Source organism: Ruegeria sp. N8 (genome assembly GCF_056531325.1).
This window is the reverse complement of record NZ_JBQFLQ010000008.1, coordinates 153,010-179,040: the sequence shown is the minus strand read 5'-3', so window position 1 is coordinate 179,040 and position 26,031 is coordinate 153,010. Positions and strand designations below refer to the sequence as shown.

General features: G+C 58.3%; 27 protein-coding genes. 13 read left to right on the top strand and 14 right to left on the bottom strand.

The window, feature by feature from the left end:
• Position 1 precedes the first annotated feature (1 nt).
• Positions 2–859 carry an alpha/beta hydrolase gene (locus tag ACR0C5_RS15800; protein WP_480877786.1) on the bottom strand — a complete coding sequence of 286 codons (858 nt, stop codon included), beginning with the start codon at positions 857–859 and terminating at the stop codon, positions 2–4.
• Between the two features lie 241 nt (positions 860–1,100).
• Between ACR0C5_RS15800 and ACR0C5_RS15795 the strand changes: the two genes are divergently transcribed.
• Positions 1,101–2,102, top strand: coding sequence for a DUF418 domain-containing protein (locus tag ACR0C5_RS15795; RefSeq protein WP_480877784.1), 1,002 nt, complete (start codon positions 1,101–1,103; stop codon positions 2,100–2,102).
• A gap of 67 nt (positions 2,103–2,169) precedes the next feature.
• Complete coding sequence (locus tag ACR0C5_RS15790; protein ID WP_170770006.1) at positions 2,170–2,799, top strand: LysE family translocator; 630 nt, start codon at positions 2,170–2,172, stop codon at positions 2,797–2,799.
• Here ACR0C5_RS15790 and ACR0C5_RS15785 read toward each other — a convergent pair.
• Positions 2,796–2,978 carry a hypothetical protein gene (locus ACR0C5_RS15785; RefSeq protein WP_170770005.1) on the bottom strand — a complete coding sequence of 61 codons (183 nt, stop codon included), beginning with the start codon at positions 2,976–2,978 and terminating at the stop codon, positions 2,796–2,798. The two genes, ACR0C5_RS15790 and ACR0C5_RS15785, sit on opposite strands and share 4 nt — an antisense overlap.
• A 97-nt stretch (positions 2,979–3,075) precedes the next feature.
• On the opposite strand from ACR0C5_RS15785, the gene ACR0C5_RS15780 reads away from it, so the two are divergent.
• From ACR0C5_RS15780 to ACR0C5_RS15770, 3 genes are all read left to right on the top strand, one after another.
• Positions 3,076–3,210, top strand: a complete 135-nt coding sequence (locus tag ACR0C5_RS15780) for a hypothetical protein (RefSeq protein WP_480502776.1) — start codon at positions 3,076–3,078, stop codon at positions 3,208–3,210.
• Between the two features lie 80 nt (positions 3,211–3,290).
• The gene (locus tag ACR0C5_RS15775; protein WP_170770004.1) at positions 3,291–3,830 is read left to right on the top strand and encodes an adenine phosphoribosyltransferase; all 540 of its coding nucleotides are present in this window, start codon (positions 3,291–3,293) and stop codon (positions 3,828–3,830) included.
• Between the two features lie 170 nt (positions 3,831–4,000).
• Positions 4,001–4,480, top strand: coding sequence for a fasciclin domain-containing protein (locus tag ACR0C5_RS15770; RefSeq protein WP_170770003.1), 480 nt, complete (start codon positions 4,001–4,003; stop codon positions 4,478–4,480).
• A 34-nt stretch (positions 4,481–4,514) separates the two neighbouring features.
• Here ACR0C5_RS15770 and ACR0C5_RS15765 read toward each other — a convergent pair whose 3' ends face one another.
• The 11 genes from ACR0C5_RS15765 to coxB form a co-directional block, all read right to left on the bottom strand.
• The gene (locus ACR0C5_RS15765) at positions 4,515–5,930 is read right to left on the bottom strand and encodes an FAD-binding oxidoreductase (protein ID WP_480877780.1); all 1,416 of its coding nucleotides are present in this window, start codon (positions 5,928–5,930) and stop codon (positions 4,515–4,517) included.
• A gap of 38 nt (positions 5,931–5,968) precedes the next feature.
• Positions 5,969–6,787 carry an MBL fold metallo-hydrolase gene (locus ACR0C5_RS15760; RefSeq protein ID WP_480877778.1) on the bottom strand — a complete coding sequence of 273 codons (819 nt, stop codon included), beginning with the start codon at positions 6,785–6,787 and terminating at the stop codon, positions 5,969–5,971.
• A gap of 102 nt (positions 6,788–6,889) precedes the next feature.
• Positions 6,890–7,474: a GNAT family N-acetyltransferase gene (locus ACR0C5_RS15755; protein ID WP_170782857.1), complete on the bottom strand. Its 585-nt coding sequence runs from the start codon at positions 7,472–7,474 to the stop codon at positions 6,890–6,892.
• Positions 7,474–8,736 (bottom strand): M16 family metallopeptidase, encoded by a 1,263-nt coding sequence (locus tag ACR0C5_RS15750; RefSeq protein ID WP_480877776.1) that lies wholly within the window; start codon positions 8,734–8,736, stop codon positions 7,474–7,476. The genes ACR0C5_RS15755 and ACR0C5_RS15750 overlap by 1 nt, the downstream gene beginning before the upstream one ends.
• A complete protein-coding gene (gene thrC, locus ACR0C5_RS15745; protein ID WP_170790400.1) occupies positions 8,733–10,121 on the bottom strand; it encodes a threonine synthase in 1,389 nt (462 codons plus the stop codon). The genes ACR0C5_RS15750 and thrC overlap by 4 nt, the downstream gene beginning before the upstream one ends.
• Positions 10,118–10,795 (bottom strand): SURF1 family protein, encoded by a 678-nt coding sequence (locus ACR0C5_RS15740; protein ID WP_480877774.1) that lies wholly within the window; start codon positions 10,793–10,795, stop codon positions 10,118–10,120. Before ACR0C5_RS15740 ends, thrC begins: the two co-directional genes overlap by 4 nt.
• Before the next feature lie 155 nt (positions 10,796–10,950).
• A complete protein-coding gene (locus ACR0C5_RS15735) occupies positions 10,951–11,766 on the bottom strand; it encodes a cytochrome c oxidase subunit 3 (RefSeq protein ID WP_170769997.1) in 816 nt (271 codons plus the stop codon).
• 22 nt (positions 11,767–11,788) lie between these two features.
• Positions 11,789–12,364: a cytochrome c oxidase assembly protein gene (locus ACR0C5_RS15730; RefSeq protein ID WP_480877772.1), complete on the bottom strand. Its 576-nt coding sequence runs from the start codon at positions 12,362–12,364 to the stop codon at positions 11,789–11,791.
• Complete coding sequence (locus tag ACR0C5_RS15725; RefSeq protein ID WP_170782863.1) at positions 12,364–12,525, bottom strand: hypothetical protein; 162 nt, start codon at positions 12,523–12,525, stop codon at positions 12,364–12,366. The genes ACR0C5_RS15730 and ACR0C5_RS15725 overlap by 1 nt, the downstream gene beginning before the upstream one ends.
• Positions 12,522–13,478: a heme o synthase gene (gene cyoE / locus ACR0C5_RS15720; protein WP_480877770.1), complete on the bottom strand. Its 957-nt coding sequence runs from the start codon at positions 13,476–13,478 to the stop codon at positions 12,522–12,524. Before cyoE ends, ACR0C5_RS15725 begins: the two co-directional genes overlap by 4 nt.
• Before the next feature lie 73 nt (positions 13,479–13,551).
• Positions 13,552–14,463 carry a cytochrome c oxidase subunit II gene (gene coxB, locus ACR0C5_RS15715; RefSeq protein WP_170790398.1) on the bottom strand — a complete coding sequence of 304 codons (912 nt, stop codon included), beginning with the start codon at positions 14,461–14,463 and terminating at the stop codon, positions 13,552–13,554.
• Positions 14,464–14,639: 176 nt separating this feature from the next.
• Between coxB and tldD the strand changes: the two genes are divergently transcribed.
• The 5 genes from tldD to ACR0C5_RS15690 all read left to right on the top strand — a co-directional run bounded on the left by tldD (position 14,640) and on the right by ACR0C5_RS15690 (position 21,612).
• The gene (gene tldD, locus ACR0C5_RS15710) at positions 14,640–16,061 is read left to right on the top strand and encodes a metalloprotease TldD (RefSeq protein WP_480877768.1); all 1,422 of its coding nucleotides are present in this window, start codon (positions 14,640–14,642) and stop codon (positions 16,059–16,061) included.
• A 239-nt stretch (positions 16,062–16,300) separates the two neighbouring features.
• The gene (dprA, locus tag ACR0C5_RS15705; protein WP_170790396.1) at positions 16,301–17,428 is read left to right on the top strand and encodes a DNA-processing protein DprA; all 1,128 of its coding nucleotides are present in this window, start codon (positions 16,301–16,303) and stop codon (positions 17,426–17,428) included.
• A 142-nt stretch (positions 17,429–17,570) separates the two neighbouring features.
• Complete coding sequence (topA, locus tag ACR0C5_RS15700) at positions 17,571–20,189, top strand: type I DNA topoisomerase (protein ID WP_480877766.1); 2,619 nt, start codon at positions 17,571–17,573, stop codon at positions 20,187–20,189.
• A 92-nt stretch (positions 20,190–20,281) separates the two neighbouring features.
• Entirely contained in the window at positions 20,282–20,986 is a 705-nt protein-coding gene (locus ACR0C5_RS15695) for a CoA transferase subunit A (protein WP_170782869.1), read from the top strand.
• Positions 20,986–21,612 carry a CoA transferase subunit B gene (locus tag ACR0C5_RS15690; protein ID WP_480877763.1) on the top strand — a complete coding sequence of 209 codons (627 nt, stop codon included), beginning with the start codon at positions 20,986–20,988 and terminating at the stop codon, positions 21,610–21,612. Before ACR0C5_RS15695 ends, ACR0C5_RS15690 begins: the two co-directional genes overlap by 1 nt.
• A gap of 40 nt (positions 21,613–21,652) precedes the next feature.
• Here the strand turns inward: ACR0C5_RS15690 and ACR0C5_RS15685 are convergent, their stop codons facing one another.
• Positions 21,653–22,513: a lytic transglycosylase domain-containing protein gene (locus tag ACR0C5_RS15685; RefSeq protein WP_170782871.1), complete on the bottom strand. Its 861-nt coding sequence runs from the start codon at positions 22,511–22,513 to the stop codon at positions 21,653–21,655.
• A 352-nt stretch (positions 22,514–22,865) separates the two neighbouring features.
• Here ACR0C5_RS15685 and ACR0C5_RS15680 point away from each other — a divergent pair, with 352 nt between their 5' ends.
• From ACR0C5_RS15680 to ACR0C5_RS15670, 3 genes are all read left to right on the top strand, one after another.
• Positions 22,866–23,078: a Flp family type IVb pilin gene (locus ACR0C5_RS15680; RefSeq protein ID WP_170769986.1), complete on the top strand. Its 213-nt coding sequence runs from the start codon at positions 22,866–22,868 to the stop codon at positions 23,076–23,078.
• A 458-nt stretch (positions 23,079–23,536) separates the two neighbouring features.
• A complete protein-coding gene (cpaB, locus tag ACR0C5_RS15675; RefSeq protein WP_170769985.1) occupies positions 23,537–24,418 on the top strand; it encodes a Flp pilus assembly protein CpaB in 882 nt (293 codons plus the stop codon).
• Positions 24,419–24,608: 190 nt separating this feature from the next.
• A complete protein-coding gene (locus tag ACR0C5_RS15670; protein WP_170769984.1) occupies positions 24,609–26,015 on the top strand; it encodes a type II and III secretion system protein family protein in 1,407 nt (468 codons plus the stop codon).
• Positions 26,016–26,031: the final 16 nt, after the last annotated feature.

The following is a 26,031-nucleotide window of genomic DNA, read 5'->3' as shown; positions in this document are numbered from 1 at the left end:
GCTAATTGATCAGCGCCTGTTGTACTTGATCCCATAGGCCGTGGGACCAGAGGTCGTTATGCATACCGTCGGGAATGATGAAAAGCAGCGCGTTGTCTCCGGCCATTTCGGCCAGAGACTGCCCGTGGTGGACCGGGATGGTCGTGTCCGCCGTGCCGTGGAAGATCAGCGTTGGCACGCTGACTTGATCAATCAGGTCGCGGGTTGCGAATTGGTCCTTCATAAGGGCTGAGACCGGCAGGAACGGATAACGTTCAGCTGCGACATCGACCGTTGCGGTGAACGGTGCCTCCAACACCAACAGGCGTGCATCAGGGCGCTGCGCGGCCACGGCGGCGGCAACGCCGGTCCCAAGGCTTTGCCCATGCAGAACAACCGAGTGACCCGCCGCAGCAAGGCGGTCATACATCTGGATCCCATCGCCGATCAGCGCCGGTTCAGAGGGCGTGCCCTCACTACCCGGAAAGCCGCGATAGCTGGGGGCGAACAGGCCGAAACCACTGTTGAGGATTTCACGCATCCGATCTGCGCGATCCCCCAGGCTGCCGGATTGACCATGGAAAAACAGCACTGTAGGCGCGCCTTCTGTGGCCGGAGGAGCCGTCCAAACAGCCAGCTGGGTACCATCGGCCATGGGCAGTGAAAGCACCTCGACATCCGCCAGACCGACCGTAGCCGGCGCAGATAGCGTCTCGCCCGGTTTGAACAACAGCGATTGTTGGTTGGCGTACATATACCCAAGGATCGCGGCATAGACAGCAGCACAGATCGCAACCAACAGGATCAGCGCCCTTTTGAGCCGCGCGCTTGTGAGTACATGCCCCGTGTTGTGCGGATGATCCGTTTGCACCTGTGCCATAGGCCTCCTCCCGGTTGAAATCTGCCTGTTCATAGACTGGGAACCCTGCCCTGTGTTTCAAGGCGCGACCGCGCGGTTTAATGCAATCTTCAGACTGTTGCGGAAATACCGCCCTGTGCGCGGGTTGGATAGGGTCAAGGTTGAAAACAGGCGCAGCCGCTCGCGATTTGTTTACAGGGTGCAGCCGCACTTGCGCCACAAAGACCCAGCAGAACCGCAGGCGGCAAATATGAGGACAAGCATGAAACGGTTAGAGGCACTGGACGCAGCCCGGTTTTTGGCGTTCTGCGGTATGGTGTTGGTTAATTTCCGGATCGCGGCGCAGGTTGCGCCAGATGGCGGCTGGGCGACGGCTCTGGTCGATGCGCTGGAGGGGCGTGCAGCGGCCTTGTTCGTGATCCTGGCCGGGATCGGCATCAGCCTGTCACACATCGCGGCCCCTCTGCTGCTGCGGCGTGCTTTGTTCCTTTTTGGATTGGGGCTGATCAACATGAACGTGTTTGACGCCGACATCCTGCATTTCTACGCATTGTATTTTGTGGTCGGCGCAGCGTTTTTGACCGCCTCGGCGCGAAGCCTTTGGTTGGGCGCTCTGGGTATCGTCGGATTGGCTGTACTGGCCAATCTGACCTTCGACTACAGCAATGGATGGAACTGGGCGACCCTGACGTATAACGACCTCTGGACCTTACCCGGTTTTCTGCGCAACGCGGTCTTCAACGGCTGGCATCCGGTTTTGCCATGGGCTGCGTTCCTGCTGATTGGCATGGCAATTGGGCGGTCAGAACTCCACACGATCTGTATCCAACACCGCCTGATCATGTGGGGGTTCGGCGCAGCAGTGCTTGCAATGTTTCCTTCGATGCTGGTCAAGGACCCTGACCTGGTCGCTTACCTGGGCACCGAATCCATTCCGCCCGGACCATTCTATATCCTCGCCGGAACCGGATCGGCCTGCGTGGTGATCGGGCTGCTGCTGAAACTGTGGCCAAAGCTCAAACGCTTGGGCGTCGCATCAGCTTTGACAGCGCCGGGGCGGATCAGCCTGACACTGTATGTCGCGCATATCCTGATCGGTATGGGCGCGCTAGAAGAAGCAGATCTGCTGGACGGTTCTCTCTCCCCTGCTCAGATTGTCTTCTATGCGCTGGGCTTTTGCATACTGTCTTCACTGGCGGGCCTGCTTTGGTCGCGTTGGTTCACGCGTGGACCGCTTGAGGGCCTGATGCGTCGCATGACTTAGCCACGTGCGGCTTGACCTTCTCGGTATCGCAGGGCTTTCTGGCGGTACTATTCTGACAGGAGCCCCCATGTCCCTTGATCTCTGGCTGGCCTTTGTGGCTGCCTCGACTGCACTGTTGCTGATCCCCGGACCGACCGTCCTGCTGGTGCTAAGTTATGCTCTGTCGAAAGGACGCAGCGTTGCCGTGGCCTCGGCCACTGGCGTTGCCGTCGGAGATCTGATCGCCATGACCGCGTCTTTGCTGGGCTTAGGCGCACTGGTGCTGGCCTCCGCCACCTTGTTTTCGGTCCTGAAATGGGTGGGGGCAGCCTATCTGATCTGGCTTGGCATCAAATTGCTGCGCAGCGCCCCATCCGGTGGGTTGAGCACCGTCGAGACCAGCCGGGACGTCACTGCCCGCAGCGTGTTCGGTCACGCCGCAGCCGTGACGGCGCTAAACCCGAAATCCATTGCCTTTTTCATTGCTTTCGTGCCGCAATTCCTGCGCCCCTCGGACCCTCTGGGCCCGCAATTCATCATCCTGATAGCCACATTCGTCGGACTCGCTTGGCTGAACGCGCTAGCCTATGCGCTGCTGGCAGATCGGCTGCGGGTGATGATCGGACGAGCGGGCGTGATCACTGCCATGACCCGGTTCGGAGGGCTGGCCCTGATCGGAATGGGTGTCGCGACTGCGGTTTTGCGCCGTCCAGCCTAGTCTTCGGCGTTTTCCTTCATGAAGCCGCGTATGAACCGCCGAATTTCGCGGGCGGCCGAAGTGTCCAACTCTTTGCACAGTTCGACAAAAGCGTCCCGCTCATCCTTGTCCAGACGCAGGACCAACTGACTGTTTTTCTTGGTAGAACCCTTACCGTCTTTCTTGGCCACGCTGCACATCCCTGACAAAGTCTTGATTCTTTCCGAGATGCATTGTATATACATCGCATAGAAATTGTAGTTATCGAGCACCTAACAATAAATAAGGAATATGGCAATGAACCTTCATGCTGCTCAGGCATTTCTTTTGCAAGACCAGCGCAACTGGCGCAAACCTCACCTAGCTTGGCTGCCCTCGGCGCTGTATCGCTATAAAAGCTTCCCGACCATTCTTGCGGGACGTCATAAATAAACACTCGCAATCAATCCTTGCATGACCGACCCCAATGGGCCAAACAGCCCAGCGTGTTTTGACGCCAAAGGGGTCCTTCCATGTCCAGAAACAAAACGGTCAAGGATTACATCCGAACCATCGTCGATTTCCCCCATGAAGGGATCATGTTCCGGGACGTGACAACGCTGTTCGCCGACCCGCGCGGGTTTCGCATGGCGATTGATCAGATGCTGCACCCTTATGCTGGCGAGCGGATTGACAAGGTTGTGGGGCTTGAGGCCCGCGGCTTCATTCTGGGCGGCGCGATTGCCCACCAACTGAGTGTCGGGTTCGTCCCGATCCGCAAGAAGGGCAAGCTACCCGGCACGACGATCAGCCAAGACTACAAGCTGGAATATGGTGAGGCTATCGTTGAGATCCACGACGACGCGATCCAGCCCGGCGAAAAAATCCTGGTGGTCGATGATCTTCTGGCCACCGGGGGCACAGCTGCCGCCGGGATCAAACTGATCGAGAGATTGGGCGGTGAGATCATCTCTTGCGCGTTCATCATCGACCTACCCGACCTTGGCGGTCGCAAATTGCTGGAGGAGATGGACATGGATGTGCATGTCCTGTGCGAATTCGAAGGTCTCTGACTGCAAACTGATCACAAAGCTGTGAGTTGAAAATTCGTTCTACGCTGGCTTAGCGCAGAGTTTGGCGGCTTCAAGTCAAAGTCATCAACATATTCAGTGATCCTGTTTTGAATAGCGCGCGTACCCCTGTTGATGCCACCAAGGGCATCCCAACAAGGGAACCTTTTATCATGTTTCGCAAATTCGCAATTGCCGGCGTGTCCGGCGCCCTGATCGCCACCGCTGCTTTAGCCGGAGCCAAGAAAGACATAGTGGATACCGCTGTCGGCGCGGGCAGCTTTGAGACTCTGGTCGCTGCTGTTCAGGCCGCCGAGTTGGTGGATACTTTGAAAGGTGAAGGTCCATTTACGGTCTTCGCCCCGACTGACGAAGCCTTCGCAGCCCTGCCTGAAGGGACCGTTGAGTCTCTGCTCAAGCCCGAAAATAAAGATCAACTGGTCGCTGTTCTGACCTATCACGTGGTACCGGGCAAAGTGATGTCGGGTGATCTGTCCGACGATATGAAGGCTGCGACCGTGCAAGGCGGCGACGTGACAATCGATCTGGACAACGGCGTGATGGTAAATGACGCCTCAGTCGTTCAGGCCGATATCGAAACGACGAATGGCGTGATCCACGTTATCGACAAAGTGATCCTGCCATCCTCGTAAAACGGCGCGCGGCTCGGGGGTACCCGGGCCGCACTTATACCGACAAAACAGCCCCGGGGTTCATGATGCCCTTGGGATCGAGCGCAGACTTGATCGACCGCATTGCAGCCAGCTTGGCCGGATCGGCATAGCGTTCCAGATCATCTGTCTTCAGCCGTCCAATCCCATGCTCTGCGCTAACCGATCCACCGAACTTGTGCACAAGATCGTGGATGGCACGCTTGATCGGGGCCCGCTGCACATCGAAATCAGATCGACTACGCCCTGCCGGGGGAAACACGTTGTAGTGAAGATTACCGTCCCCCAGATGACCGAAACAGTTGATGCGAAACGGCCCCAACATGGCAACAACCTCTGCCCCCTGTCGGATAAACGCGGGGATTTCCGAGATCGGCACGGAGATATCATGGCTCGAAACTGAGCCGATCAGCCGGTTCGCCTCGGGGATTCGCTCGCGCACAGCCCAAAGATCAGCCCGCTGCGCTTCGCTTTGCGCGATCACGGCATCCCGGACCAAACCCCTTGCCTCAGCCGCTGAATAGAGCGTCTCAAGTGCCTCTTGAGGCGCGGTATCGCCGAACAATCCAATCTCGATCAATACGGACCATTCCGGCGGGGATGCAAACGGCTGACGTATATCCGGCAGCACCTCGGACAGAAAGTGCAGCCCCTGCCTGTGGATCAGCTCGAACGTGCTGACACCGTCCCCCAACTGATCCCGCGCAAGGGCCAACAAATCAATGGCAGCTTCGGGCGACGGGACCTGCACTATCGCCGTTCCAACCCCAGCAGGACACGGCGACAGCTTAAGCGACGCCGCGGTGATGATCCCCAACGTTCCTTCAGACCCGATCAGCAAATTGCGCAGGTCATAACCGGTATTGTCCTTCCGCAACCGGCTAAGCCCATGCCAGATCTCCCCATTGGGCAGAACCGCCTCAAGCCCCAGGCACAGATCGCGTGCATTGCCATAGCGCAGGACGTTGACCCCACCCGCATTGGTCGCAAGGTTGCCGCCAATCCGGCACGACCCTTCCGCAGCCAGAGACAGAGGAAACAAGCGGTTTGCTTGCCGGGCAGCTGCTTGAATATCAGCCAGAACGACCCCGGCCTCGGCAATCAGAATATTCTCGGTCGGATAAACCGCCCGGATAGCTGTCATCCGCTCCAACGAGATCAACAACGGCGCAGGCCCATCAGGCATCACCTGCCCACCGACCAGGCCGGTTCCGCCCCCATAAGGCACAACCGGTACCGACGCCGCGGACGCCAACCGTATCAACGCCGCGACGTCTTCCGTTTGTCGCGGGGCCGCGACAAGACCGACCTGTCCTGAAAATCTGCGGCGCGGCTCCTCTGCATATCGCGGCTCGGGCACACGCAAAACACCATCGCCCAGAGTGTCGCGGAGGGATTGAGCAAAGGTTTCGTCAGCAGGATTCAATGTCATAGGCATTCCTTGCCCAACTCCGCCGGACCCGACAAGCCCTATTCAAGCTCAATCAAGTATTGCGGCTCCAGCACCACCACCGTCGGCCGATCCGGCAATGTGCGCAGCGACACAGTCAATTCCGAGATACTATCCCGCTCAACCGGGAACTCATCCCGGATATCGACCAGAAACCGGTCCAGCGAAAAGCCCGAAAACCAATGCATCGGAATAATGACCGAGCTTTTCAACCGCTTCAGCACCTCAATCATCTCGGGCAGAGGCATGGTCGTGCCCCCTTCTACCGCGGCCATGACCACGTCCAGCCGCCCCAAGGCTGCGAATTGTTCGTCCGACGGGACATGATGCAAATGCCCCAGATGGCCAATGCACAGCCCCTCGATTTCAAAAACAAAGATAGAGTTTCCGCGCTCCTCAACCCCGCCATAGACCGAACGAATGTCGGTCGAGACATTGCGCACCAGCATCTCACCCAAATCCAGATGATGCTCGATCCCCTGCCCGAACTCCCCCCAACCGGGCAAGACATGCGGAATCGCCGGGTCGGGATGCGCCGTCCAATGGGTGCTATGAGCATGGTTCATCGTGACCACATCCGGGATCAGATCGGCACTGCCAATAAACCCTGTGAAATCCGTCACCGCATTCAACCCGCCCCGCGTCTGAATCAGAAACGAGGCATGGGCGACATAGCTGATCCGCACCGAAAACTCCGGCACCGGGTCCGTCCAGGCGGCTTTGTGAACATACTCAATTCCAGGTGCGGCATCCGCAATGGCAATACAATGGCTTGGCCGCCGCTCCTGCGCCGCAGCCCCACCCGAAATCACCAACAATATCGCAACCACCCAGCGCATAACCCGATACTAGCGCAGATGCGCCGCAAGTCATGCCCGTTGTTCTTCTGTTCAAAAATACCTCGGGGGAGGCGCGGCTTGCCGCGACGGGGGCAGAGCCTCCTAGCCCGCGTCGGTCTTGCCGCGACGGTCCGACCGCAGGCACGCATACAGAACATGCGTCCGCCACCGTCCATTGATCTGCAAATAGGATTGCGCCACGCCCTCATATTTGAAGGCTGACCGCTCCAGCAACCCGCGCGAGGGCTTGTTTTCGGGCAAACACGCCGCCTCGATCCGGCTCAGATCCAAGCGCGTAAAGGCATGATGCACCACGGCCCCGATCGCTTCGCGCATATAGCCATTTCGCGCATAGGCCTGCCCGGTCCAATACCCCAGCGTTCCCGCCTGCGCAGGACCCCGCCGAATATTATCCAGCGTGATCGCGCCGACCAGCCGGTCATCCTCGCGCCGGAACAGAAACAGCGGTATCGCCGTCCCGCTCGCAACCGAGCGCTGCGCCCAATAAACCCGGTTGGTAAAAGACTTGCGGCTTAGGTGGTCCTTGGCCCAGATCGGCTCCCACGGAGTGAGAAACTCTTTTGAGGCCCGCCGCAGCGCCGCCCAGTCGTTGAAATCGGAATGCACCGGCGGGCGCAGGCTGAGGCGCGCTGTCTCAAGTTTCAGCTTGCGTCGGCCCAGAAGCATCACGCCGCGCGCCTCTCCTGCAATTCCGCCAATGTGGGCGCGCCCGAGACCGGACCATACAGCGCCAGCGCCGCCGGGGCCTGTATCGCCATGGTTTCGGCAAAGGCACGCACGTCCTCGGGGCTGACCGCATCAATCTTGGCCACGGTATCTTCAAGCGAGGGCACCCGGCCCCAAATCTGCACCAGCCGCGCCAGACGTTCGGCCCGGTTCGATGGGCTCTCCAACCCCATCAGCATCCCGGCTTTCATCTGGGCACGGGCGCGGGCGACTTCTTCCGGGCTCATATCCTCGGCAGCGCGCTTCATCTCGTCAATGGTGATCGTCGCCAGCTCGCCCACCTGATCGGCCGAGGTTCCTGCGTAGATCGTCGTCGTGCCGGTATCCGCATAGGCCCCGGTCTGAGCGAAGATTGTATAGCAAAGCCCGCGGCTTTCGCGCACCTCTTGGAACAGGCGCGAGGACATGCCGCCGCCCAAAGCCGTGGAATAAATCTGCGCCGTATAGATCGCATCATCACGATAGCCCGGGCTTTCGATTGCCAGCGCGAAATGCGCTTGCTCCAAATTCTTTTCCTGCCGCGCTTCGCCGCCGGTGAACTTCGCGGCCTCGGCAATCAACCCTTTGCGCGGTTGCAGATGACCAAACATCTCTTCGGCCATTTTCATCAGCGCATCATGATCCACAGCACCCGCCGCCGACAGGATCATCTGCTCGGGGCCGTAATGTTCAGACACGAAACCCGACAGGTCTTCGCGCGAAAACGCGCTGACCCGCTCGGTCGGCCCCAGAATGGTGCGGCCCAGGGGCTGATCGTGATAGCTCTGTTCTTGCAGCCAATCGAAAATCACGTCGTCGGGCGTGTCATAAGCCTGACCGATCTCTTGCAGGATCACGCCGCGCTCGACCTCGATCTCGCGCGGGTCGAAGATGGGGTTCAGAACGATGTCGCCGATCACGTCCATCGCCAGCGCTACGTCATCTTGCAGAACACGCGCATAATAGGCCGTCACCTCGCGCGAGGTGTAGGCGTTGATATAGCCGCCCACATCCTCGATCGCCTCGGCGATTTGCAAAGCCGAACGTCGCTCGGTTCCCTTGAACGCCATATGCTCAAGGAAATGCGCAATGCCGTTCTGTTCGATCCGCTCGTTCCGCGCACCCGCGGTCACCCAGATGCCGATGGCCGCAGATTGCAGCCCCGGCATGTTCTCACTGACGATCCGAAATCCGTTCTTCAGCTGGTCTTGTCTGACAGTCACTCGGCGATATGCCCTTTGATATGATCCTCGAGGGCACCCAGATCATTGGCAATCCGTGTCACCCGTTCCGGACGTTCATACAGATCAGACATGCGGGATGGAAGAGGCGGATGTTCCCCGCTTGCCTTCTCGACCGCTGCCGGGAATTTCGCCGGGTGGGCGGTGGCCAGAGTGATCATCGGAACCGCCACTGCGCGTTGTTCTTCGGCGACCTTAATTCCAACGGCAGTGTGCGGGCAGACCAGTTCGGCACTGTGGGCCAGCGTGTGTTTGATTGTCGTCAGCGTTTCATCCTCGGACACACGTCCCGAGTCGAAGCTTTCGCGCAGGGCCTCCATCGCGCCCTGACTGACGTTGAAACCCCCGCGTTTCAACTCATCCATCAACTGCGCCACGGCGCTGCCATCCTCGCCATATGCGTAGTAAAGCGCCCGTTCAAAGTTCGAGCTGACCTGAATGTCCATCGACGGGCTGATCGACGGGATAGTGTCGCCCTTGAAATACCCCTCGCCCGACAGGCAGCGATGCAGGATGTCGTTCTGGTTGGTCGCCACAACCAGACGATCAATGGGCAGCCCCATGCGTTTGGCCAGATAGCCCGCGAAGATATCGCCAAAATTGCCGGTGGGCACGGTAAAGCTGACCTTGCGATGCGGTGCCCCCACACTGACAGCCGCCGAGAAGTAATACACGATCTGCGCCAGCACCCGCGCAAAGTTGATCGAGTTCACCCCGGCCAGCTTCACCCCGTCGCGGAAATCGAAATCGTTGAACATATCTTTCAGCGCGGCCTGACAATCGTCAAAATCGCCATCTACGGCCAGAGCATGCACGTTGCTGTCGGCGGGCGTCGTCATCTGACGGCGCTGCACCTCAGAGACACGACCATGGGGGAACAGAATGAACACATCCACCGCGTCCAGCCCCCGGAACGCCTCAATCGCGGCCGAGCCTGTATCGCCACTGGTCGCCCCCACGATGGTCACACGATCATTGCGCCGCTTCAGCGCAACCTGGAACAGCTGGCCGATCAGCTGCATGGCAAAGTCCTTGAAGGCCAGCGTAGGGCCATGGAACAGTTCCAGCAGGAAGTGGTTCTCGTTCAGCTGCTTCAAGGGCGCGCGGGCGTCATGGCCGAAGCCTTCGTAAGCACGGGTGATGATGTCCTTGAACTCCTGCTCGGTGAACGAGCCGCTGACATAGGGCCACATCACACGGAACGCGATCTCTTCATAGGGCAGACCGGCCAGAGCGGCGATCTCATTATGGCTCATCACCGGAATCTCAGCGGGCAGGTACAAGCCGCCATCGCGGGCAAGGCCGGTCAGCATCGCCTCTTCAAAGGTCAGTTCCGGCGCTTGGCCACGGGTCGAGATATATTTCATTGCTCTTCACTCTGTGCAGGGGCGCGGTTGCGCCACAGGAAATAACCGGTCATTGCGGCCCAGACCAGAGCCAGACCAAACCATGTGATTGCATATTGTAGGTGATCGTTTGGAATTCCCGCTGTATCGACCGGCAGAGGCGTGATGCCGGGGTCGGTTTCCGACCGCGCGATCAGCAGGATCGGTTCGGCTCCAAGCGCGGCGGCCAGATTGGGCACATCGCGGGCAAACCAGATGTTGTCGTGAATATCGGGTTCGGGCGTGTAGTTGTCGATCTCATCCGGCCAATGCAGGTTGCCGGTTACGGTCATTGGCCCGGTCAGTCGCTCGACCAGTTTCGCCGTGGTGGGCACAAAGCCGCGATCCACCAAAATAGTCCGATCCTCGGTGCTGAACGACTGGATGATCCGATAGCCCGCCCCGACCTGCTTGACCGAGACCAGAACGTGGATCTCCCCCGGCTCCATATCGCCCGAGATTGTCACCGGCAGGTATTTGTCGGTGTCTTCGGAAACGCTCGACGGCAGGTCCACAGGATCTGCTGCTATGCGCGAGTCGATCTCGGCCAGAACGCCTTCTTTCCAGGCCAAACGCTGCACCTGCCAGACGCCCAGCGACAGCAGCACGCCCAGACCGGCAAGCCCGAAGATCAGCAGGAACAAAATGCGGCGCATAGTCAGGTGAAACCTTGTTACAGAAACCGGCGTCTTGTTAAGGGCAGCGTAATCCCGATTGCAACCACGCAATTGTATGGGGCGCAATCTTGCGCCCCCGATCGAGAAAAAGCCGCCCCTCGGGGCGGCTTTTGCAATTTACCTATCTGAGCGGATCAGAACAGCGGAGCCTGACCCCAGATATAAACGGCAAAGAAAAGGAACAGCCAGACGACGTCCACAAAGTGCCAGTACCAAGCGGCGGCCTCAAATCCCACGTGCTTTTCAGGTGTGAAATCGCCCTTCAGTGCTCGGATCAGGCAGACACTCAAGAAGATCGTCCCGATGATCACATGCGCGCCGTGGAAACCGGTTGCCATGAAGAAGTTCGAATAGAACTGGTCGCCACCGAATTCCCAGCCTTCATGCGCCAGCAGCTCATAATACTCGAACGCCTGCAAGCCGGTGAACGCAATACCCAGCACAATACCGATAGCCAGACCCTGCACCAACGCCTTGCGGTCGTTGTTGTGAACCAGAGCGTGGTGCGCCCATGTGATCGCACAACCCGACAGCAACAGGACCAAGGTGTTGATCAGCGGCAGGTGGAACGGGTCAACCGCATGGATATCGGGCTGGATGTACTCGGTTCCGGCATAGTCGTACATCGGATACATGCGATGTTTGAAGAACGACCAGAACCAGGCAAAAAAGAACATCACTTCGGACATCACGAACAGGATGAAGCCATAGCGCAGGCCGATGCGCACCACCGGCGTGTGGTCGCCCGCGCGGCTTTCGGCCACCACTTCGGACCACCAGGCGAACATGGTGTATAGAACGGCAACCAGACCCATCCAGAACATGAACGACGTGACGCCGTGCATCCACAGGACGGCTCCGAACAGCATCACAAAGCCGCCAACGGCGCCGATCAGCGGCCAGATCGACGGGGCCAGAATGTGATAATCGTGGTTTTTAGCGTGTGCCATCAGCGTCCCTCACCTAAAGGCATTAGTTCGTGTTTGTATCAGCCTGCGCATCAAGGGCGGCATAGCCCTCTGGCAGGTCAATTTCGTAGAATGTATACGACAGCGTGATCGTATGCACATATTTCGCTTCCAGATCCTCGACCATCTCAGGATCGACGAAAAAGCTTACCGGCATCTGAACCCGCTCGCCGGGCTGCAGGACCTGTTCTTCAAAGCAGAAACAGGCGATTTTCTGGAAATAGCCGCCGGCCGAATAGGGCGCGACATTGTAGGATGCCTGCCCCGCAATTGGTCGGTCCGTCGGGTTATAAGCCTCGTAAAAGGCCAACCCGTTCTCACCGATGCGTACTTCCATCTCACGTTCGACCGGTTTGAACTCCCACGCCATGTCCTTGGCCTTTGACGCGTCGAAGCGGACGGTGATGGTGCGGTCGAGAATATCCTCGGGCGCGGCTTCAGCCACACCTGTGGTGCCGCCAAACCCGGTGACGCGGCAGAACCAGTCATAAAACGGCACCGCAGCCCAGGCGAGGCTGCCCATCAGCACCACGACGCCCACAGTTTGAAAAACCGTCTTTTGAGGACCAGACAGCGCCATCAGTTCTGTACCTCTTGCGTCGCCATGTTGAAATCGGTGCCCGAGACTTTGACGATCGTCAGACCGAAAATGATCACGATGAACGCCGCCAGCGTCAGGCCTACGCCCAGATTGCGACTAAAACGACGTTCGTGCAGTTCGTGGCTTTTGCGCAGGCTCATGACCAGCCTCCCAGCCCATAGGGTTTCAGCAACGCCTCAATCAGAATCGCGCCGAAGTGCAGGAAAAGGTACAGCAGGGACAGTTTGAAGAACGACCGCTCGACCTTGAAATTATCTGCTTCCGAGTCGTCCTCGGTCCGGCGCGTAATTGCCCATGCACCGCGCAGGAACAAGGCGTTCATCACTATAGCGACGGTCAGATAGACCGGACCACCAATGCCCGAGAATGCCGTTCCAACAGCCAGCAGCGCCAGAAGGCCCGTGTAAACCAGGATATGCCTGCGCGTCGCGCGGCGGCCATGAGTCACGGTCAGCATCGGCACGCCCGCGTCGTCATAGTCCGAGCGCATGAACAGCGCCAACGCCCAGAAATGCGGCGGGGTCCACATGAAGGTCAGGGCGAACATCAGCCAAGGCTCAATCGACATCGTGCCCGTGGCCGCGACCCACCCGATTACCGGCGGAAAGGCCCCTGCTGCGCCACCGATCACAATGTTCTGAGGCGTCGAGCGTTTCAGCCACATCGTGTAGACGACGACGTAGAAGAAGATGGTGAACGCCAGAAACGCACCAGCAAACCAGTTGGTCGCCAGCCCCAACATGATCACCGACAGGCCCGACAGCGCCAATCCCAACGACAGCGCTTCGCCTTCCTGCACTTTACCCGCCGGAATCGGTCGACCCTTGGTGCGTTTCATCACCCGATCAATATCCGCATCCCACCACATGTTCAGCGCGCCAGACGCGCCGCCGCCGATGGCGATGAAAAGAATGGCACAGAACCCGACAAAAGGATGCACCGGCACCGGTGCTGCCAGCAGACCCACCAAGGCCGTGAACACGACCAGTGTCATCACGCGCGGCTTCAGCAGGGCGAAATAATCGCCAAAGCTGGCCTCATCCGCGTGCGCCGAGGCGGTCACTTGGCTGGCATTGATGCTTGCGTCGCTCATGTCCGGTCCTTTGGGGGCAAAAGCTGCGCGATCCCCGCGCAGCCCACTTGTTAAAACCTAGGCCGCAAAGGGCTTAGTTCGAGGCAACCTGATAGGTGTCAGGCTGACCTGCATACTCTTCCAGAGCACCCTGCAGCCATTCCTCATAAGCTTCTTCGCTGACCACTTTGACGGTGATCGGCATATAGGCATGGTCCTTGCCACACAGTTCCGAACACTGTCCGAAGTACACACCTTCCTTGTCGGCCTGGAACCACAGCTCGGCCAGACGACCGGGCACACCGTCCTGCTTCACGCCAAAGGACGGGATGGTCCACGAATGGATCACGTCGGACGCGGTGACCTGCATTACGATGACCTTGCCCACGGGCACGACAACAGCGGTGTCGGTGGCCAGCAGCCACTCATCATCGCTGTAACCGGCATCTGCCAGCTTGGCGCGCATTGCATCATCCAGAACAAACGGGGTCACATCGGCATCCGCCGGGCGTGCACCTTCGTCCAGCGTGGCCGGATGGCCCAGCAGGTAGCTGTCGAATGCAAAGTCGTGGTCGACATATTCGTAGGTCCAGTACCATTGGTTGCCGACAACCTTGATCACCACGTCGCCTTCGGGAATTTCCTGCTGTTTGAACAGAACCGGCAGCGAGAATGCACCGATAAAGACCAGAATCAGGATCGGGCCCAGCGTCCACGCGATCTCAACCGGGGTATAGTGCGAGAACCGCGCAGGTTCAGGGTTCGAGCGTTCATTGTAGCGCACGATGCAATAGATCAGCAGACCAGCCACGAACAGACAGATCGCGGTGATGATCACCAGAATCATCCCGTCCAGCCGCTGAATTCCGGTGGCCAGCTCGGTCACGGCGGGCTGGAAGCCCATACCACCATCAACCGGTTTGCCAATAATCTCAAGCTCCTGAGCCATGGCCGGAAGGCTGGAGAGGGCTGTCATAAAGCCCGAAAGCATCAAAGCATTCTTCATGTTCTGTCCTGATCGTTTGATCTTTGCGTCCCTGGCGAAAAGGTGTGAATCGGTCGCACCTCTCCCGTTGTCTTTAGCCGCGTTAAAAACCATATTCCTGCGGGTAGATAAAGCAAAATGCTTGCGTCAAACAGACGCTATTTTTGATCTGGATCAAACCCGAAAGGTCCCAAGTGATGCCCAACGACCCGTTTCGCCCGTTTGAAAGCGTTCTTCCACAGGACGAAGCCCTTGCGGTCCTTCAATCTGCCACCGCCGGGGCCGAGGACGGAGAGCTGTTTGTCGAGCGTCGCAAATCCGAAGCGTTGGTCTTTGATGACGGTCGGCTAAAGACTGCGTCTTATGACGCGTCCGAAGGGTTCGGCCTGCGGGCGGTGCAAAGCGAAGTGGCTGGGTACGCGCATTCCACCGATGTTTCGATCGGCGCTTTGAAACGAGCCGCCGAAACCACGCGTTTGGCGGTTGGGGATGGCGGAGGAACGCTGGCGGACGCTCCGCGCGCTACGAACAAGCGGCTTTATACGGATGAGGACCCAATAGAATCCGCCAGTTTTCCGGTCAAAATCGAAACCCTGCGCGAGATCGATGCCTTTGCCCGCGATCTGGACCCTCGGGTCGTACAAGTCAGCGCAACCATCGCTGCCGCTGTGCAGGAGGTTGAGATTCTCCGCCCCGATGGCGTGCTGGTACGCGATGTGCGACCGATGACGCGGCTGAACATCTCGGTGATTGTCGAGCAGAACGGTCGCCGCGAAAGCGGCTCGGCCGGAGGGGGCGGTCGTGTTGGGTTGGACGGGCTGATCGACCCGGCAGACTGGCAGGACAAGGCGCGAGAGGCATTGAGGATCGCGCTGGTCAACCTCGACGCCATCGCCGCCCCGGCCGGTGTGATGGAGGTCGCGCTTGGCCCTGGCTGGCCCGGCATTCTGCTGCACGAGGCCATCGGTCATGGGTTGGAGGGCGACTTCAACCGCAAGGGCAGTTCCGCCTTTGCCGGGCTCATGGGGCAGCGAATCGCATCCAAAGGCGTGACCGTGGTAGATGATGGCACGATCCCGGATCGGCGCGGCTCGATCTCGGTCGATGATGAGGGCACGCCCAGTTCGCGCACGGTTTTGATCGAGGATGGCATCCTGACCGGCTACATGCAGGACCGCCAGAACGCGCGTCTTATGGGGGTTGCCCCAACCGGGAATGGCCGTCGTCAAAGCTATGCTCACAAGCCAATGCCCCGCATGACCAACACTGTCATGCTGGGCGGGGACGCCGATCCTGCGTCTTTGGTCGCCGACATCAAGGACGGTATCTGGGCGGTCGGGTTTGGCGGTGGTCAGGTGGACATCACCAATGGCAAATTCGTCTTCTCGTGCACCGAGGCTTACCGTGTCGAAAACGGCAAAATCGGCGCACCGGTGAAAGGGGCCACGTTGATTGGCGATGGCCCGTCCGCGCTGAACCGTATTCGTGGCGTTGGCAATGACATGGCGCTGGATCCCGGCATGGGCACCTGCGGCAAGGACGGTCAATGGGTGCCCGTTGGCGTTGGCCAACCTACCGTTCTGATGGACGGCCTGACCGTGGGCGGATCGGCGGCCTAAGTTAGAATCGTGGCTCATCTGTTGGGGCACAGGGTTAACACTGCGCCTCAAATCCTACGCATAGATTTGGGCAATATCTGGTTGGCCCTATTGTTGCGAAAAAATATTTTCGATATTTTTCAATACACTAACCATTGTCACGAGATCAAATCGCAAAAATACCGGAAAAATTTGAGAGGATTCAGAAGCTGTTAACCCCTACAGTCGTAAACCAGTTCTGCAATCAGGCGGAGCAACGGATGACCGAAGAGCAGCTTTCTTCCTATCACCCCACACTCCCACCCACCACGGAAGAGGATCGGTTTTCCTGGCTTCGTCTGTTGCGCTCTCGCAAGGTTGGTCCGGCAACGTTTCGTCGGCTGCTGCGGGAACATGGCTCAGCGCAGAATGCGCTGGCCGCGCTGCCCGAAATGGCACGCGCTGCCGGTATTGAAGGGTATGAAACGTGCCCGCCCGGCGTGATTGAGGCGGAACTCAAGGCCGCAAAAGCTGCCAAAGCGCAGCTTTTGTGCCTTGGGTCCGCCGATTTTCCTGACGCTTTGAACGATCTTAACGATGCCCCGCCGATGCTGTGGGCCATCGGTGACGTGTCGATCATTCACCACCCTACGGTGGCGATGGTTGGCGCGCGCAATTGCTCGTCACTCGGCGCGCGGATGGCGCGGGGGCTGGCGACGGATCTTGGCAAACAGGGACATGTCATCGTCTCGGGCCTGGCACGCGGGATCGACACCGCAGCGCATATGGCCGCGTTGGACACAGGTACTGTTGCTGTGATGGCCGGTGGCGTCGATGTGATCTATCCCGCCGAGAATACTGATCTCGCTCATAAAATCGCCGAATCCGGGTTGCGTGTATCGGAACAGCCCATGGGCGTGACACCGCAAGCCCGGCATTTTCCGCGCCGCAACCGGATCATATCGGGGCTGGCGCAGGCGGTTGTCGTGGTCGAGGCCGCCGCCAAATCCGGCAGCCTGATCACTGCGCGGGATGCACTGGATCAGGGACGTGAAGTTCTGGCCGTTCCCGGCCATCCCTTTGATGCCCGCGCCGCCGGATGCAACCTGTTGATCCGCGACGGGGCGACTCTGGTGCGTTCGGCAGAAGACGTGATCGAAGCCCTGCCCCAGCACGACCTGTTCACAGCTACTCGATCGCAGGAAACCTCAACAATCACAAAGCCCACCCCGCCTGCCACGTTGCACCAGGCGATTCTGACCCGCCTCGGTCCCTCACCAATTGCCGAGGATCAGTTGATCCGTGACATCGCCGCCTCCGCTGGCGAAATCGGCCCTGCACTTGTGGATCTTGAGCTGGAAGGGCGTATCCAACGTCAACCGGGCGGGTTGCTGTCTCTTTCGGCTTAAAGGCCTGATTTTCGCCTGTATCGCTTTGAAATCACCTCTAAATTCCAATGAGCAAAGGAACGCATTGACAATTCGCTCTTGCCCTACACATTTTGCACCATCATAGAAGGCGCCAAATTCGTCGAGCGAGGTTTTCCCCTAAATGCCTGTAGTTGTTGTAGAATCCCCTGCCAAGGCCAAAACGATCAACAAATACCTTGGCCCCGACTACACGGTTCTGGCGTCTTATGGCCATGTGCGCGACCTGCCACCCAAGGACGGATCGGTCGATCCCGAACATGAATTCGAGATGAAATGGGAAGTCGGCGCCGACAGCCGCAAACATGTCAAAGCCATCGCCGACGCCTTGAAAGAAGACAACGCCCTCATCCTCGCCACTGACCCCGATCGCGAGGGCGAGGCGATCAGCTGGCACCTGCAAGAGGCGCTGACCAAGCGCCGCTCGATCAAGAAGGACACGCCCGTCAGCCGCGTGACCTTCAACGCCATCACCAAGGACGCCGTGACCGAGGCGATGCAGAACCCACGTCAGGTCGATATGCCTCTCGTAGAAGCCTATCTGGCCCGCCGCGCGCTGGACTATCTGGTGGGGTTCAACTTGTCCCCCGTCCTGTGGCGCAAGCTGCCCGGGGCGAAGTCGGCAGGCCGCGTGCAATCGGTCTGTCTGCGCCTGATCGTCGAGCGCGAGATGGAGATAGAGGCATTCAAGCCGGTCGAATACTGGTCGGTCAAAGCGCTGTTCGAAACTCCGCGCGGACAGACCTTTGAGGCACGTCTGGTCACTCTGGCCGGCAACAAGCTGGACAAGCACGACCTGAAAAACGCCACGCAGGCAGAACTGGCTGTGCAGGCGATCACCAGCCGCGCACTCAGCGTTACCTCCGTCGAGGCGAAGCCTGCGGCGCGCAACCCGTCGGCCCCGTTCATGACCTCGACCCTGCAGCAGGAGGCCAGCCGCAAGTTCGGCATGGGCGCGCGCCATGCAATGCAGGTGGCGCAGCGACTGTATGAGGCGGGCTACATCACCTATATGCGGACCGACGGTATCGACATGGCCCCCGAGGCCGTGGCCGCCACTCGCGATGCCATCTCTGACCGCTATGGCAAGGAATACGTGCCGGACAGCCCGCGCATCTACAAGAACAAGGCCAAAAACGCGCAGGAGGCCCACGAGTGTATCCGTCCCACGGATATGTCGCGCGATGCCAGCCACCTGAAGGTCACGGATGAGGATCAGCGCAAGCTGTATGACCTGATCTGGAAGCGCACGATTGCCTGTCAGATGGCCGCGGCACGGCTGGAACGCACCACGGTCGAGATCGGCAGCGATGACGGCCAAGTCGGTTTGCGTGCCACCGGTCAGGTGGTCATGTTCGACGGCTTCATGCGCGTCTATGAAGAAGGCCGCGACGACGTTGCCGATGACGACGATAAACGCCTGCCGCAGATCATGCAGGGCGATCCGGCGCGGTTCGCCAAGACCTCGCTTAAGGATCAGTTCTCGAAAGCCGAGGACAAGGCCGCAGTTCTGTCCGACAATGAGGCCGTTCTGGCCCTGCAACACCATACCCAACCACCCCCACGCTATACCGAGGCCACGCTGGTCAAACGCATGGAAGAGCTAGGGATCGGGCGTCCATCAACCTATGCCTCGATCGTGACCACGATTCAGGACCGCGAATATGTGCGCAAGGATAAGAACCGGCTGATCCCCGAAGAAAAAGGCCGGATTGTCACGATCTTTTTGCTGAATTTCTTCCGGCAGTACGTGGGCTATGAATTCACCGCCAATCTGGAAGGCGAGTTGGACGATGTCAGCGCTGGCGAACGCGACTACAAAGACCTGTTGGGCAAGTTCTGGCGCGATTTTTCAGCCGCGATTGGGGAGACGTCCGAGCTGCGGATTTCCGAAGTGCTGGACAAGCTGGATGAAGCGCTGGCACCCCAGCTGTATCCGCCGCGCGAAGACGGCTCCGACCCCCGCGTTTGCCCGAAATGCGGCTTGGGGCAACTGCACTTGAAAACCTCGCGTACCGGCGGGTTTGTCGGCTGCGGCAACTACCCCGAATGCACCTATACCCGCCCCATCGCGGGTGAAGGGGCCGAAGGCGACGAACGTCTGTTGGGCGAAGATGCAGGCGATGAGATTTGGCTGAAATCCGGCCGGTTCGGGCCTTACGTCCAGCGCGGCGAGCCAACGCCCGAGAACAAGAAACCCCCGCGTGCGTCCCTCCCCCGTGGCTGGAGCAAGGATGACATGGATCTGGACAAGGCGCTGACGCTGCTGTCCTTGCCCCGCCAGATCGGCGAACACCCCGAGGGCGGCATGATCAGCACGAATTTCGGACGGTTCGGGCCCTATATCATGCACCAGATGCCGGAAGAGGCGAAGCCGGTATATGCCAACCTCAAAGACCCCAATGACGTCTTTGAAATCGGCATGAACCGCGCGGTTGAAATGCTGGCCGAAAAGCGCGCCAATCCGGGCCGTGGGCGTCGGGCGGCGGCAAAACCGCTCAAGGAATTGGGCGATCACCCTGATGGCGGCGTGATGCAGGTGCTGGACGGGCGTTATGGGCCATATGTCAAATGGGAAAAGGTCAACGCGACCATCCCCAAGGATATCAAGCCCGAGGACGTGACGCAGGAAATGGCCATCGAACTGGTCAACGAGCGCGCTACCAAGAAAGGCACCAAAAAGAAAGCTGCCCCCAAGAAGAAAGCCGCAGCGAAGAAGACAGCCAAAAAGGCGGCCTCATAGGTAGAAATACCACCACCCTGTTGGATTCGTTGACTTCCCCGTGACGTGGCGGCACAACCTGCCCATCACCATGTCATTGGGGGAGTTTTTTCATGAAAAAAGTCTATGCAAACGCGGCCGAGGCGCTGGACGGGCTGCTGCATGACGACATGTTCATCGCTGCAGGCGGATTTGGCCTCTGCGGTATTCCGGAACTGTTGCTTGAGGCCATCAAGGAGGCAGGTACGCAGAACCTGACCTTTGCGTCGAACAACGCAGGCGTCGACGATTTCGGCATCGGCATTCTGTTGCAGACCAAGCAGGTCAAGAAGATGATCAGCTCGTATGTTGGCGAAAACGCCGAATTCATGCGTCAGTACCTGGCCGGCGAACTCGAGCTAGAGTTCAACCCGCAAGGTACTCTTGCCGAACGTATGCGCGCCGGTGGCGCAGGTATCCCCGGTTTCTATACCAAGACCGGCGTGGGCACCGTGATCGCCGAAGGTAAAGAGCACAAGGACTTCAACGGCGAGACTTACATAATGGAGGAAGGCATTTTTGCCGACCTCGCGATCGTCAAAGCGTGGAAGGCCGACGACACCGGCAATCTGGTGTTCCGTAAGACTGCCCGGAACTTCAACGTGCCCGCTGCGACCTGCGGCAAGGTCTGCGTGGCCGAGGTTGAGGAGATCGTGCCCCGCGGCTCGCTGGACCCCGATGCGATCCACCTGCCCGGCATCTATGTGCACCGCATCATTCAGGGCAGCCACGAAAAGCGCATCGAACAGCGCACCACCCGCAAGAAGGAGGACGCATAATGCCTTGGGACCGCAATCAAATGGCCGCCCGCGCGGCGCAAGAGTTGGAAGACGGCATGTATGTGAACCTCGGCATCGGTATTCCGACGCTGGTGGCGAATTATGTGGGCGACAAGGACATCACTCTGCAATCCGAGAACGGAATGCTGGGCATGGGCCCCTTCCCTTTCGAGGGCGAGGAAGACCCCGACCTGATTAACGCGGGCAAGCAAACGATTACCGAGCTATCTCGTACGTCCTATTTCGACAGTGCCACGTCCTTTGGCATGATCCGGGGCGGCAAGATCGCCGCCGCTGTTCTGGGCGCGATGGAAGTCGATGAAGAAGGCGATCTGGCCAACTGGATGATCCCCGGCGTGCTGGTCAAAGGCATGGGCGGTGCGATGGATCTGGTGGCCGGTGTGGGCCGCGTGATCGTAGTGATGGATCACACCAACAAGCACGGCAAATCAAAGTTGCTGAAGAAATGCACCCTGCCTTTAACAGGCAAAAAAGTGGTGAACCGCATCATCACCAATCTGGGTGTGTTGGACGTGGTCGACGGCGGCCTCAAGATCGTCGAGATCGCCGAGGGCGTGACCGAGGACGAGATTCGTGCCGCCACCGAGGCCAATATCGTCAACTGAGTATCCAATGAAAAGGCCCGCTGGTTAAAGCGGGCCTATTTCAATTCAGCGTCTGAAACACGCAGCCGTCGGAAATGAATTGGGGTGGCGTGGAACATAGCGCGCGGGCCACCTGAAACGCCGCCAGCACCTTGGGCACATAGTCCCGCGTCTCGGAAAACGGTGGCACCCCGGCATGTTTGCGCACCGACCCCTCGCCTGCGTTGTAGCCCGCCAGCACCAGAATCGGGTCGTTGTCGAACTCGTTCATCAGCCAGTCCAGATATTTCACACCACCCGAGATGTTCTGGCCGGGGTGAAAACTGTCCTCGACGCCAAAGCGCCTGGCCGTGGCAGGCATAAGCTGCATCAACCCCTGTGCACCTGCTGAACTGACCGCGTCAGACCGGCCAGCCGATTCCACCGAGATCACAGCCAAAACCAATGCTGGGGACACATTAGTGCCCACGGTCTGCCGCAGGATCTCAATCCCTTGCTGCTGTGCAATGGTCTGAAGGGTCTGCAGCCGAGGGGAGGCCACGTTGATTGCGATCAGCGCATTCATCGCATCTTCCAACCGGCCAGCCCGGGCCTGCGCCAATTCAGGAGATATCTTGTCCCAGAAGGCTTTGTAGGACCCAACCGGTTTGTCCGACCCGCCCGGCAAGGCCGGAGGTGCGACGCGGGTACGAGCGATTACCTCCGGCACCTCAATCTCTGCCCCGGTACTGGGCGCGGACGGAGCCGCCGCATGTTCCTGAGGTGTTATCTGCACGGTCACGCGTGGGCGCGTCCCCGGCTTTGGCGCTTTGACACGTTTATAGACACCTCTTGGCTCTTGCGTCTGCGCAAGCGCTTGAACAGGAGCCAATATCGTCGCAACCGCCAAGCTGACGCTCAGCATTACATTCCGGAGATTCATTTTGCCCGCCTCACGGATTTCTTTTGGCTGATATGAACCCGGAATCGACGGCTAAGGCCATAAAAACAACGTGAATTGGGGCAGATTCGCCTCATTTGCCGCAATTTTGCATCGCAGATTTCACATCCTCGAGCAAAAGAGAATATTTTAATTGTTTATTATCAGTGACTTACCGTGAAAGCTATCAAAAAGTTAAACTTAAGCGAAAAAATTTGGGGTTTGGCCCAATTCCTGCCACGCCTGCCCGTCAAACATAATGCCATACCGAGACGGTCGGGAGCGGACTGAGAGAGAAAGCTCTGGAAGACGCCGAGGTTTACTTAACTATTTTGATCCTTAGGAGGGACGTAACATGATCAAGTTCATCAAGAACTTCTGCAAAGACGAAGACGGCGCCGTAACAGTTGACTGGGTCGTTCTGACCGCAGCTATCGTTGGCCTGGCCGCAGTTGCTTACACTCAGATCGGCGACGGCACCGCGACTGTTTCGCGCAACGTCGGTACCGCACTTGGCACGGTTGACACTCCGTCCGACATCAACACTTCGTTTGGTACTACTCCGTAATACCACTCCTGTTGGAAACAAATTCGGTGGGGTCATGCTTAGTTAGGCTTGGCCCCATTTTTTTTAAGCGTCCTTGCCATGGTGCCACATGCTAAAAAGACTTAAACAGTTTTTGGATTGCGAAAATGGAGCAGTCACGGTCGACTGGGTTGTTTTGACCGCCGCGATTGTTGGATTCGCTTCTTTCATCGGCCTTTACATAGCGGAACCAGTAAAAGACTTGGACGCCAGAAACGGCGCCGCGGTCTCGTCTGTAGTTGTGCATGAAATAGACCTGGATTTTTCGGACAGCCCAGATTCTTAAGTTCAGTGTAGGCTTGAGTAAGCTCTGCACAAAAAAACGCAAAAACTATCGGGATTGTCCCTCTTTTCGACACAATTGACCGATACCCAAGGTCGAGCATGGCCGAAATCCAATCGGCGATTAAACGACAACAAAATGATACGAGGGGACACGAATGCGTGCAGTATTTGGACTAGTCCTGATTATAGGGGTGGCTTTGGCCGGTGGCGCTGTTTACTTGGCGCGGGACTATATCGCCCAGACTCAGGCAGAAGTGGAGCGACAGAAACGAGCGGCGGAAGAGGCCTTGGCGAATGTCAAATCCGTGCCGACTGTTGACGTTTTGGTATCAACACGCGCCCTGAAATATGGTGAGCGCATCGCCCAGGAAGATGTGCGCGTCGTGAAATGGCCAGAAGATGCGATTCCCGAAGGCACTTTTTCCGAATTGGCAGCATTTTTTCCAGAATCGGCAAAAGGCGACCGTTTTGTCCTGAGGACAATGGAAAAAGATGAAGCTTTGATGGCCGTCAAAGTGACGGAGCCGGGCGAAGCAGCAGGTCTGACCTCGCGCCTTGCCAAAGGGATGCGTGCGTTCGCAATCCGTGTCGACGTGGCCTCGGGGGTTTCGGGCTTCCTACGCCCCAGCGACAAGGTCGACGTGTATTGGACCGGCTCTCTTAGCGGTGCGATTGCCGGCAACAACGGCGAAATCACTCGTCTGATCCAGACAAATATCGAGTTGATTGCAGTCGACCAAACCGCCGGATCAGATCTGGCTGGCGCAACGATCGCGCGTACTGTTACTGTTGCGGCTACACCTGAACAGATTGCCGCCCTAGCGCAAGCGCAGAACACAGGCCGTTTGTCATTGGCTCTGGTTGGCGTACAAGATGAGACGGTCGCAAGCGCCGTCGAGGTTGACCAACGCAAGTTGTTGGGAATCAAAGAGACCGCTCCTGCGGCACCTGCAGCCGTCGAAGAAGTCTGCACGATTAAGACCCGTCGCGGCGCCGAAATCTTTGATACCGGAATCGTGACACCCTGCACAAACTAGCGCCAAATCAGCGCTTTAGGATGACAGGCCGCGCCTCTGCGCGGCTTGTTTCATTTTGGATGTTGCGAATTGTCCACATAAGGAAAATTCCAGAAACCCTTGATTATTGCAATAAATTCGCAATTCGCGCAGGGTTAACAGGCATAAGGTGCTAAACCTAAAACGAGGCGTGATCGGAGAGGCAGGTCACATGAAAATATATTCTTGGATCAGCGCAACCCTGCTGGGGTTGACGCTTGTTATCAGTTCAATCGGTGAGACCGCCTGGGCTGAAAGTCTTCGCGTGGTAAAGAAGGGAACAGCGGAAACGCTGGATGTCCCGATGAACCGCGCCATTGTTGTTGAGAGTGAGCAGCCGTTCGCTGAGCTCAGCATTGCCAACGCTGGCATCGCTGATATTTCGTCGCTTTCGGATCGCACGATCTATGTATTGGGTAAAGCGCCCGGTCTGACCACTCTGACATTGTTCGACGGTGCAGGTAACTTGCTTGCGAATGTTCGGGTCCGGGTTTCGCCGGATGTATCGGAGTTCAAAGAGCGTCTGCGTCAGATTCTTCCCAATGAGCGGATTGAAGTACGAACTGCCAATGACGGGATCGTATTGTCCGGGACAGTATCCAGTTCTGGCAAACTGGCCCGCGCATTGGAGTTGGCCGAGCGCTACGCGCCCGAACGTGTGTCCAACCTGATGTCGGTCGGTGGTGTTCAACAGGTAATGCTGAAAGTTCGCTTTGCCGAGATGAACCGGTCGGTTGCCAAAAGCCTGACCGCATCGCTGGGCTTTGCCGGGACTGACGCAACGGGTGGTTTTAACACTCTGAACAACAGCTTGGCTCTGACGAACGCGCTGAACAACAACATCCCGGCCATTCAGACGAATACCGGCGCAATCCTCTTTGGATTTGGCGCAGGGTCTACTCAGGTTCGCCTGCTGCTTGAAGCGTTGGAATCCAAAGGTCTGGCCCGCAGCCTGGCAGAACCGAATCTCTCGGCCCTGTCCGGTCAGGAAGCCACCTTCCTTGCCGGTGGTGAGGTCCCGATTCCTGTGCCGCAGGACGATGGCGTCATCGCGATCGAGTATCGCGCCTTCGGCGTCGAGATGGACTTTATCCCCTATGTTCTGGATGATGGCATTATCAATCTGGAAATGGCGGCCTCTGTGTCAGCCATTGACGGAAGCTCGGACTTCACAATCCAGGGTGACAACGTTCCCACTTTCATCGTTCGCCAAACCAGCACAACTGTTGAACTGCGCGATGGTGAGAGCTTCGCAATCGCAGGGCTGATTCAGGATGACTTTACCGACATCAACAGCCAGGTTCCCTGGATCGGCGACGTGCCGGTTTTGGGTGCCCTGTTCCGCAGCGCGGAATACCAGCGTGCGCAAAGTGAGTTGGTCATCATTGTTACGGCACACCTGGTGTCGCCCACACGTGGCGAAGCTTTGGCATTGCCGACAGATCGGGTCAAACCGCCCAGCGAATTTGATCTGTTTATCAATGGCCGTGTCGCACGAACCGAACCCGCCGGAGCCGGCGCGGCTTCCGAGGTCGCCAAGCAGGACTTCGGTAGCTCTTACGGCTACGTCCTGGATTGATAGGAGGATAGGACCA

Coding starts and splice junctions, on each gene's coding strand:
- ACR0C5_RS15800 (WP_480877786.1), bottom strand. CDS start 859: ATGGCACAGGTGCAAACGGATCATCCGCACAACACGGGGCATGTACTC.
- ACR0C5_RS15795 (WP_480877784.1), top strand. CDS start 1,101: ATGAAACGGTTAGAGGCACTGGACGCAGCCCGGTTTTTGGCGTTCTGC.
- ACR0C5_RS15790 (WP_170770006.1), top strand. CDS start 2,170: ATGTCCCTTGATCTCTGGCTGGCCTTTGTGGCTGCCTCGACTGCACTG.
- ACR0C5_RS15785 (WP_170770005.1), bottom strand. CDS start 2,978: ATGTGCAGCGTGGCCAAGAAAGACGGTAAGGGTTCTACCAAGAAAAAC.
- ACR0C5_RS15780 (WP_480502776.1), top strand. CDS start 3,076: ATGAACCTTCATGCTGCTCAGGCATTTCTTTTGCAAGACCAGCGCAAC.
- ACR0C5_RS15775 (WP_170770004.1), top strand. CDS start 3,291: ATGTCCAGAAACAAAACGGTCAAGGATTACATCCGAACCATCGTCGAT.
- ACR0C5_RS15770 (WP_170770003.1), top strand. CDS start 4,001: ATGTTTCGCAAATTCGCAATTGCCGGCGTGTCCGGCGCCCTGATCGCC.
- ACR0C5_RS15765 (WP_480877780.1), bottom strand. CDS start 5,930: ATGACATTGAATCCTGCTGACGAAACCTTTGCTCAATCCCTCCGCGAC.
- ACR0C5_RS15760 (WP_480877778.1), bottom strand. CDS start 6,787: ATGCGCTGGGTGGTTGCGATATTGTTGGTGATTTCGGGTGGGGCTGCG.
- ACR0C5_RS15755 (WP_170782857.1), bottom strand. CDS start 7,474: ATGCTTCTGGGCCGACGCAAGCTGAAACTTGAGACAGCGCGCCTCAGC.
- thrC (WP_170790400.1), bottom strand. CDS start 10,121: ATGAAATATATCTCGACCCGTGGCCAAGCGCCGGAACTGACCTTTGAA.
- ACR0C5_RS15740 (WP_480877774.1), bottom strand. CDS start 10,795: ATGCGCCGCATTTTGTTCCTGCTGATCTTCGGGCTTGCCGGTCTGGGC.
- ACR0C5_RS15735 (WP_170769997.1), bottom strand. CDS start 11,766: ATGGCACACGCTAAAAACCACGATTATCACATTCTGGCCCCGTCGATC.
- ACR0C5_RS15730 (WP_480877772.1), bottom strand. CDS start 12,364: ATGGCGCTGTCTGGTCCTCAAAAGACGGTTTTTCAAACTGTGGGCGTC.
- ACR0C5_RS15725 (WP_170782863.1), bottom strand. CDS start 12,525: ATGAGCCTGCGCAAAAGCCACGAACTGCACGAACGTCGTTTTAGTCGC.
- cyoE (WP_480877770.1), bottom strand. CDS start 13,478: ATGAGCGACGCAAGCATCAATGCCAGCCAAGTGACCGCCTCGGCGCAC.
- coxB (WP_170790398.1), bottom strand. CDS start 14,463: ATGAAGAATGCTTTGATGCTTTCGGGCTTTATGACAGCCCTCTCCAGC.
- tldD (WP_480877768.1), top strand. CDS start 14,640: ATGCCCAACGACCCGTTTCGCCCGTTTGAAAGCGTTCTTCCACAGGAC.
- dprA (WP_170790396.1), top strand. CDS start 16,301: ATGACCGAAGAGCAGCTTTCTTCCTATCACCCCACACTCCCACCCACC.
- topA (WP_480877766.1), top strand. CDS start 17,571: ATGCCTGTAGTTGTTGTAGAATCCCCTGCCAAGGCCAAAACGATCAAC.
- ACR0C5_RS15695 (WP_170782869.1), top strand. CDS start 20,282: ATGAAAAAAGTCTATGCAAACGCGGCCGAGGCGCTGGACGGGCTGCTG.
- ACR0C5_RS15690 (WP_480877763.1), top strand. CDS start 20,986: ATGCCTTGGGACCGCAATCAAATGGCCGCCCGCGCGGCGCAAGAGTTG.
- ACR0C5_RS15685 (WP_170782871.1), bottom strand. CDS start 22,513: ATGAATCTCCGGAATGTAATGCTGAGCGTCAGCTTGGCGGTTGCGACG.
- ACR0C5_RS15680 (WP_170769986.1), top strand. CDS start 22,866: ATGATCAAGTTCATCAAGAACTTCTGCAAAGACGAAGACGGCGCCGTA.
- cpaB (WP_170769985.1), top strand. CDS start 23,537: ATGCGTGCAGTATTTGGACTAGTCCTGATTATAGGGGTGGCTTTGGCC.
- ACR0C5_RS15670 (WP_170769984.1), top strand. CDS start 24,609: ATGAAAATATATTCTTGGATCAGCGCAACCCTGCTGGGGTTGACGCTT.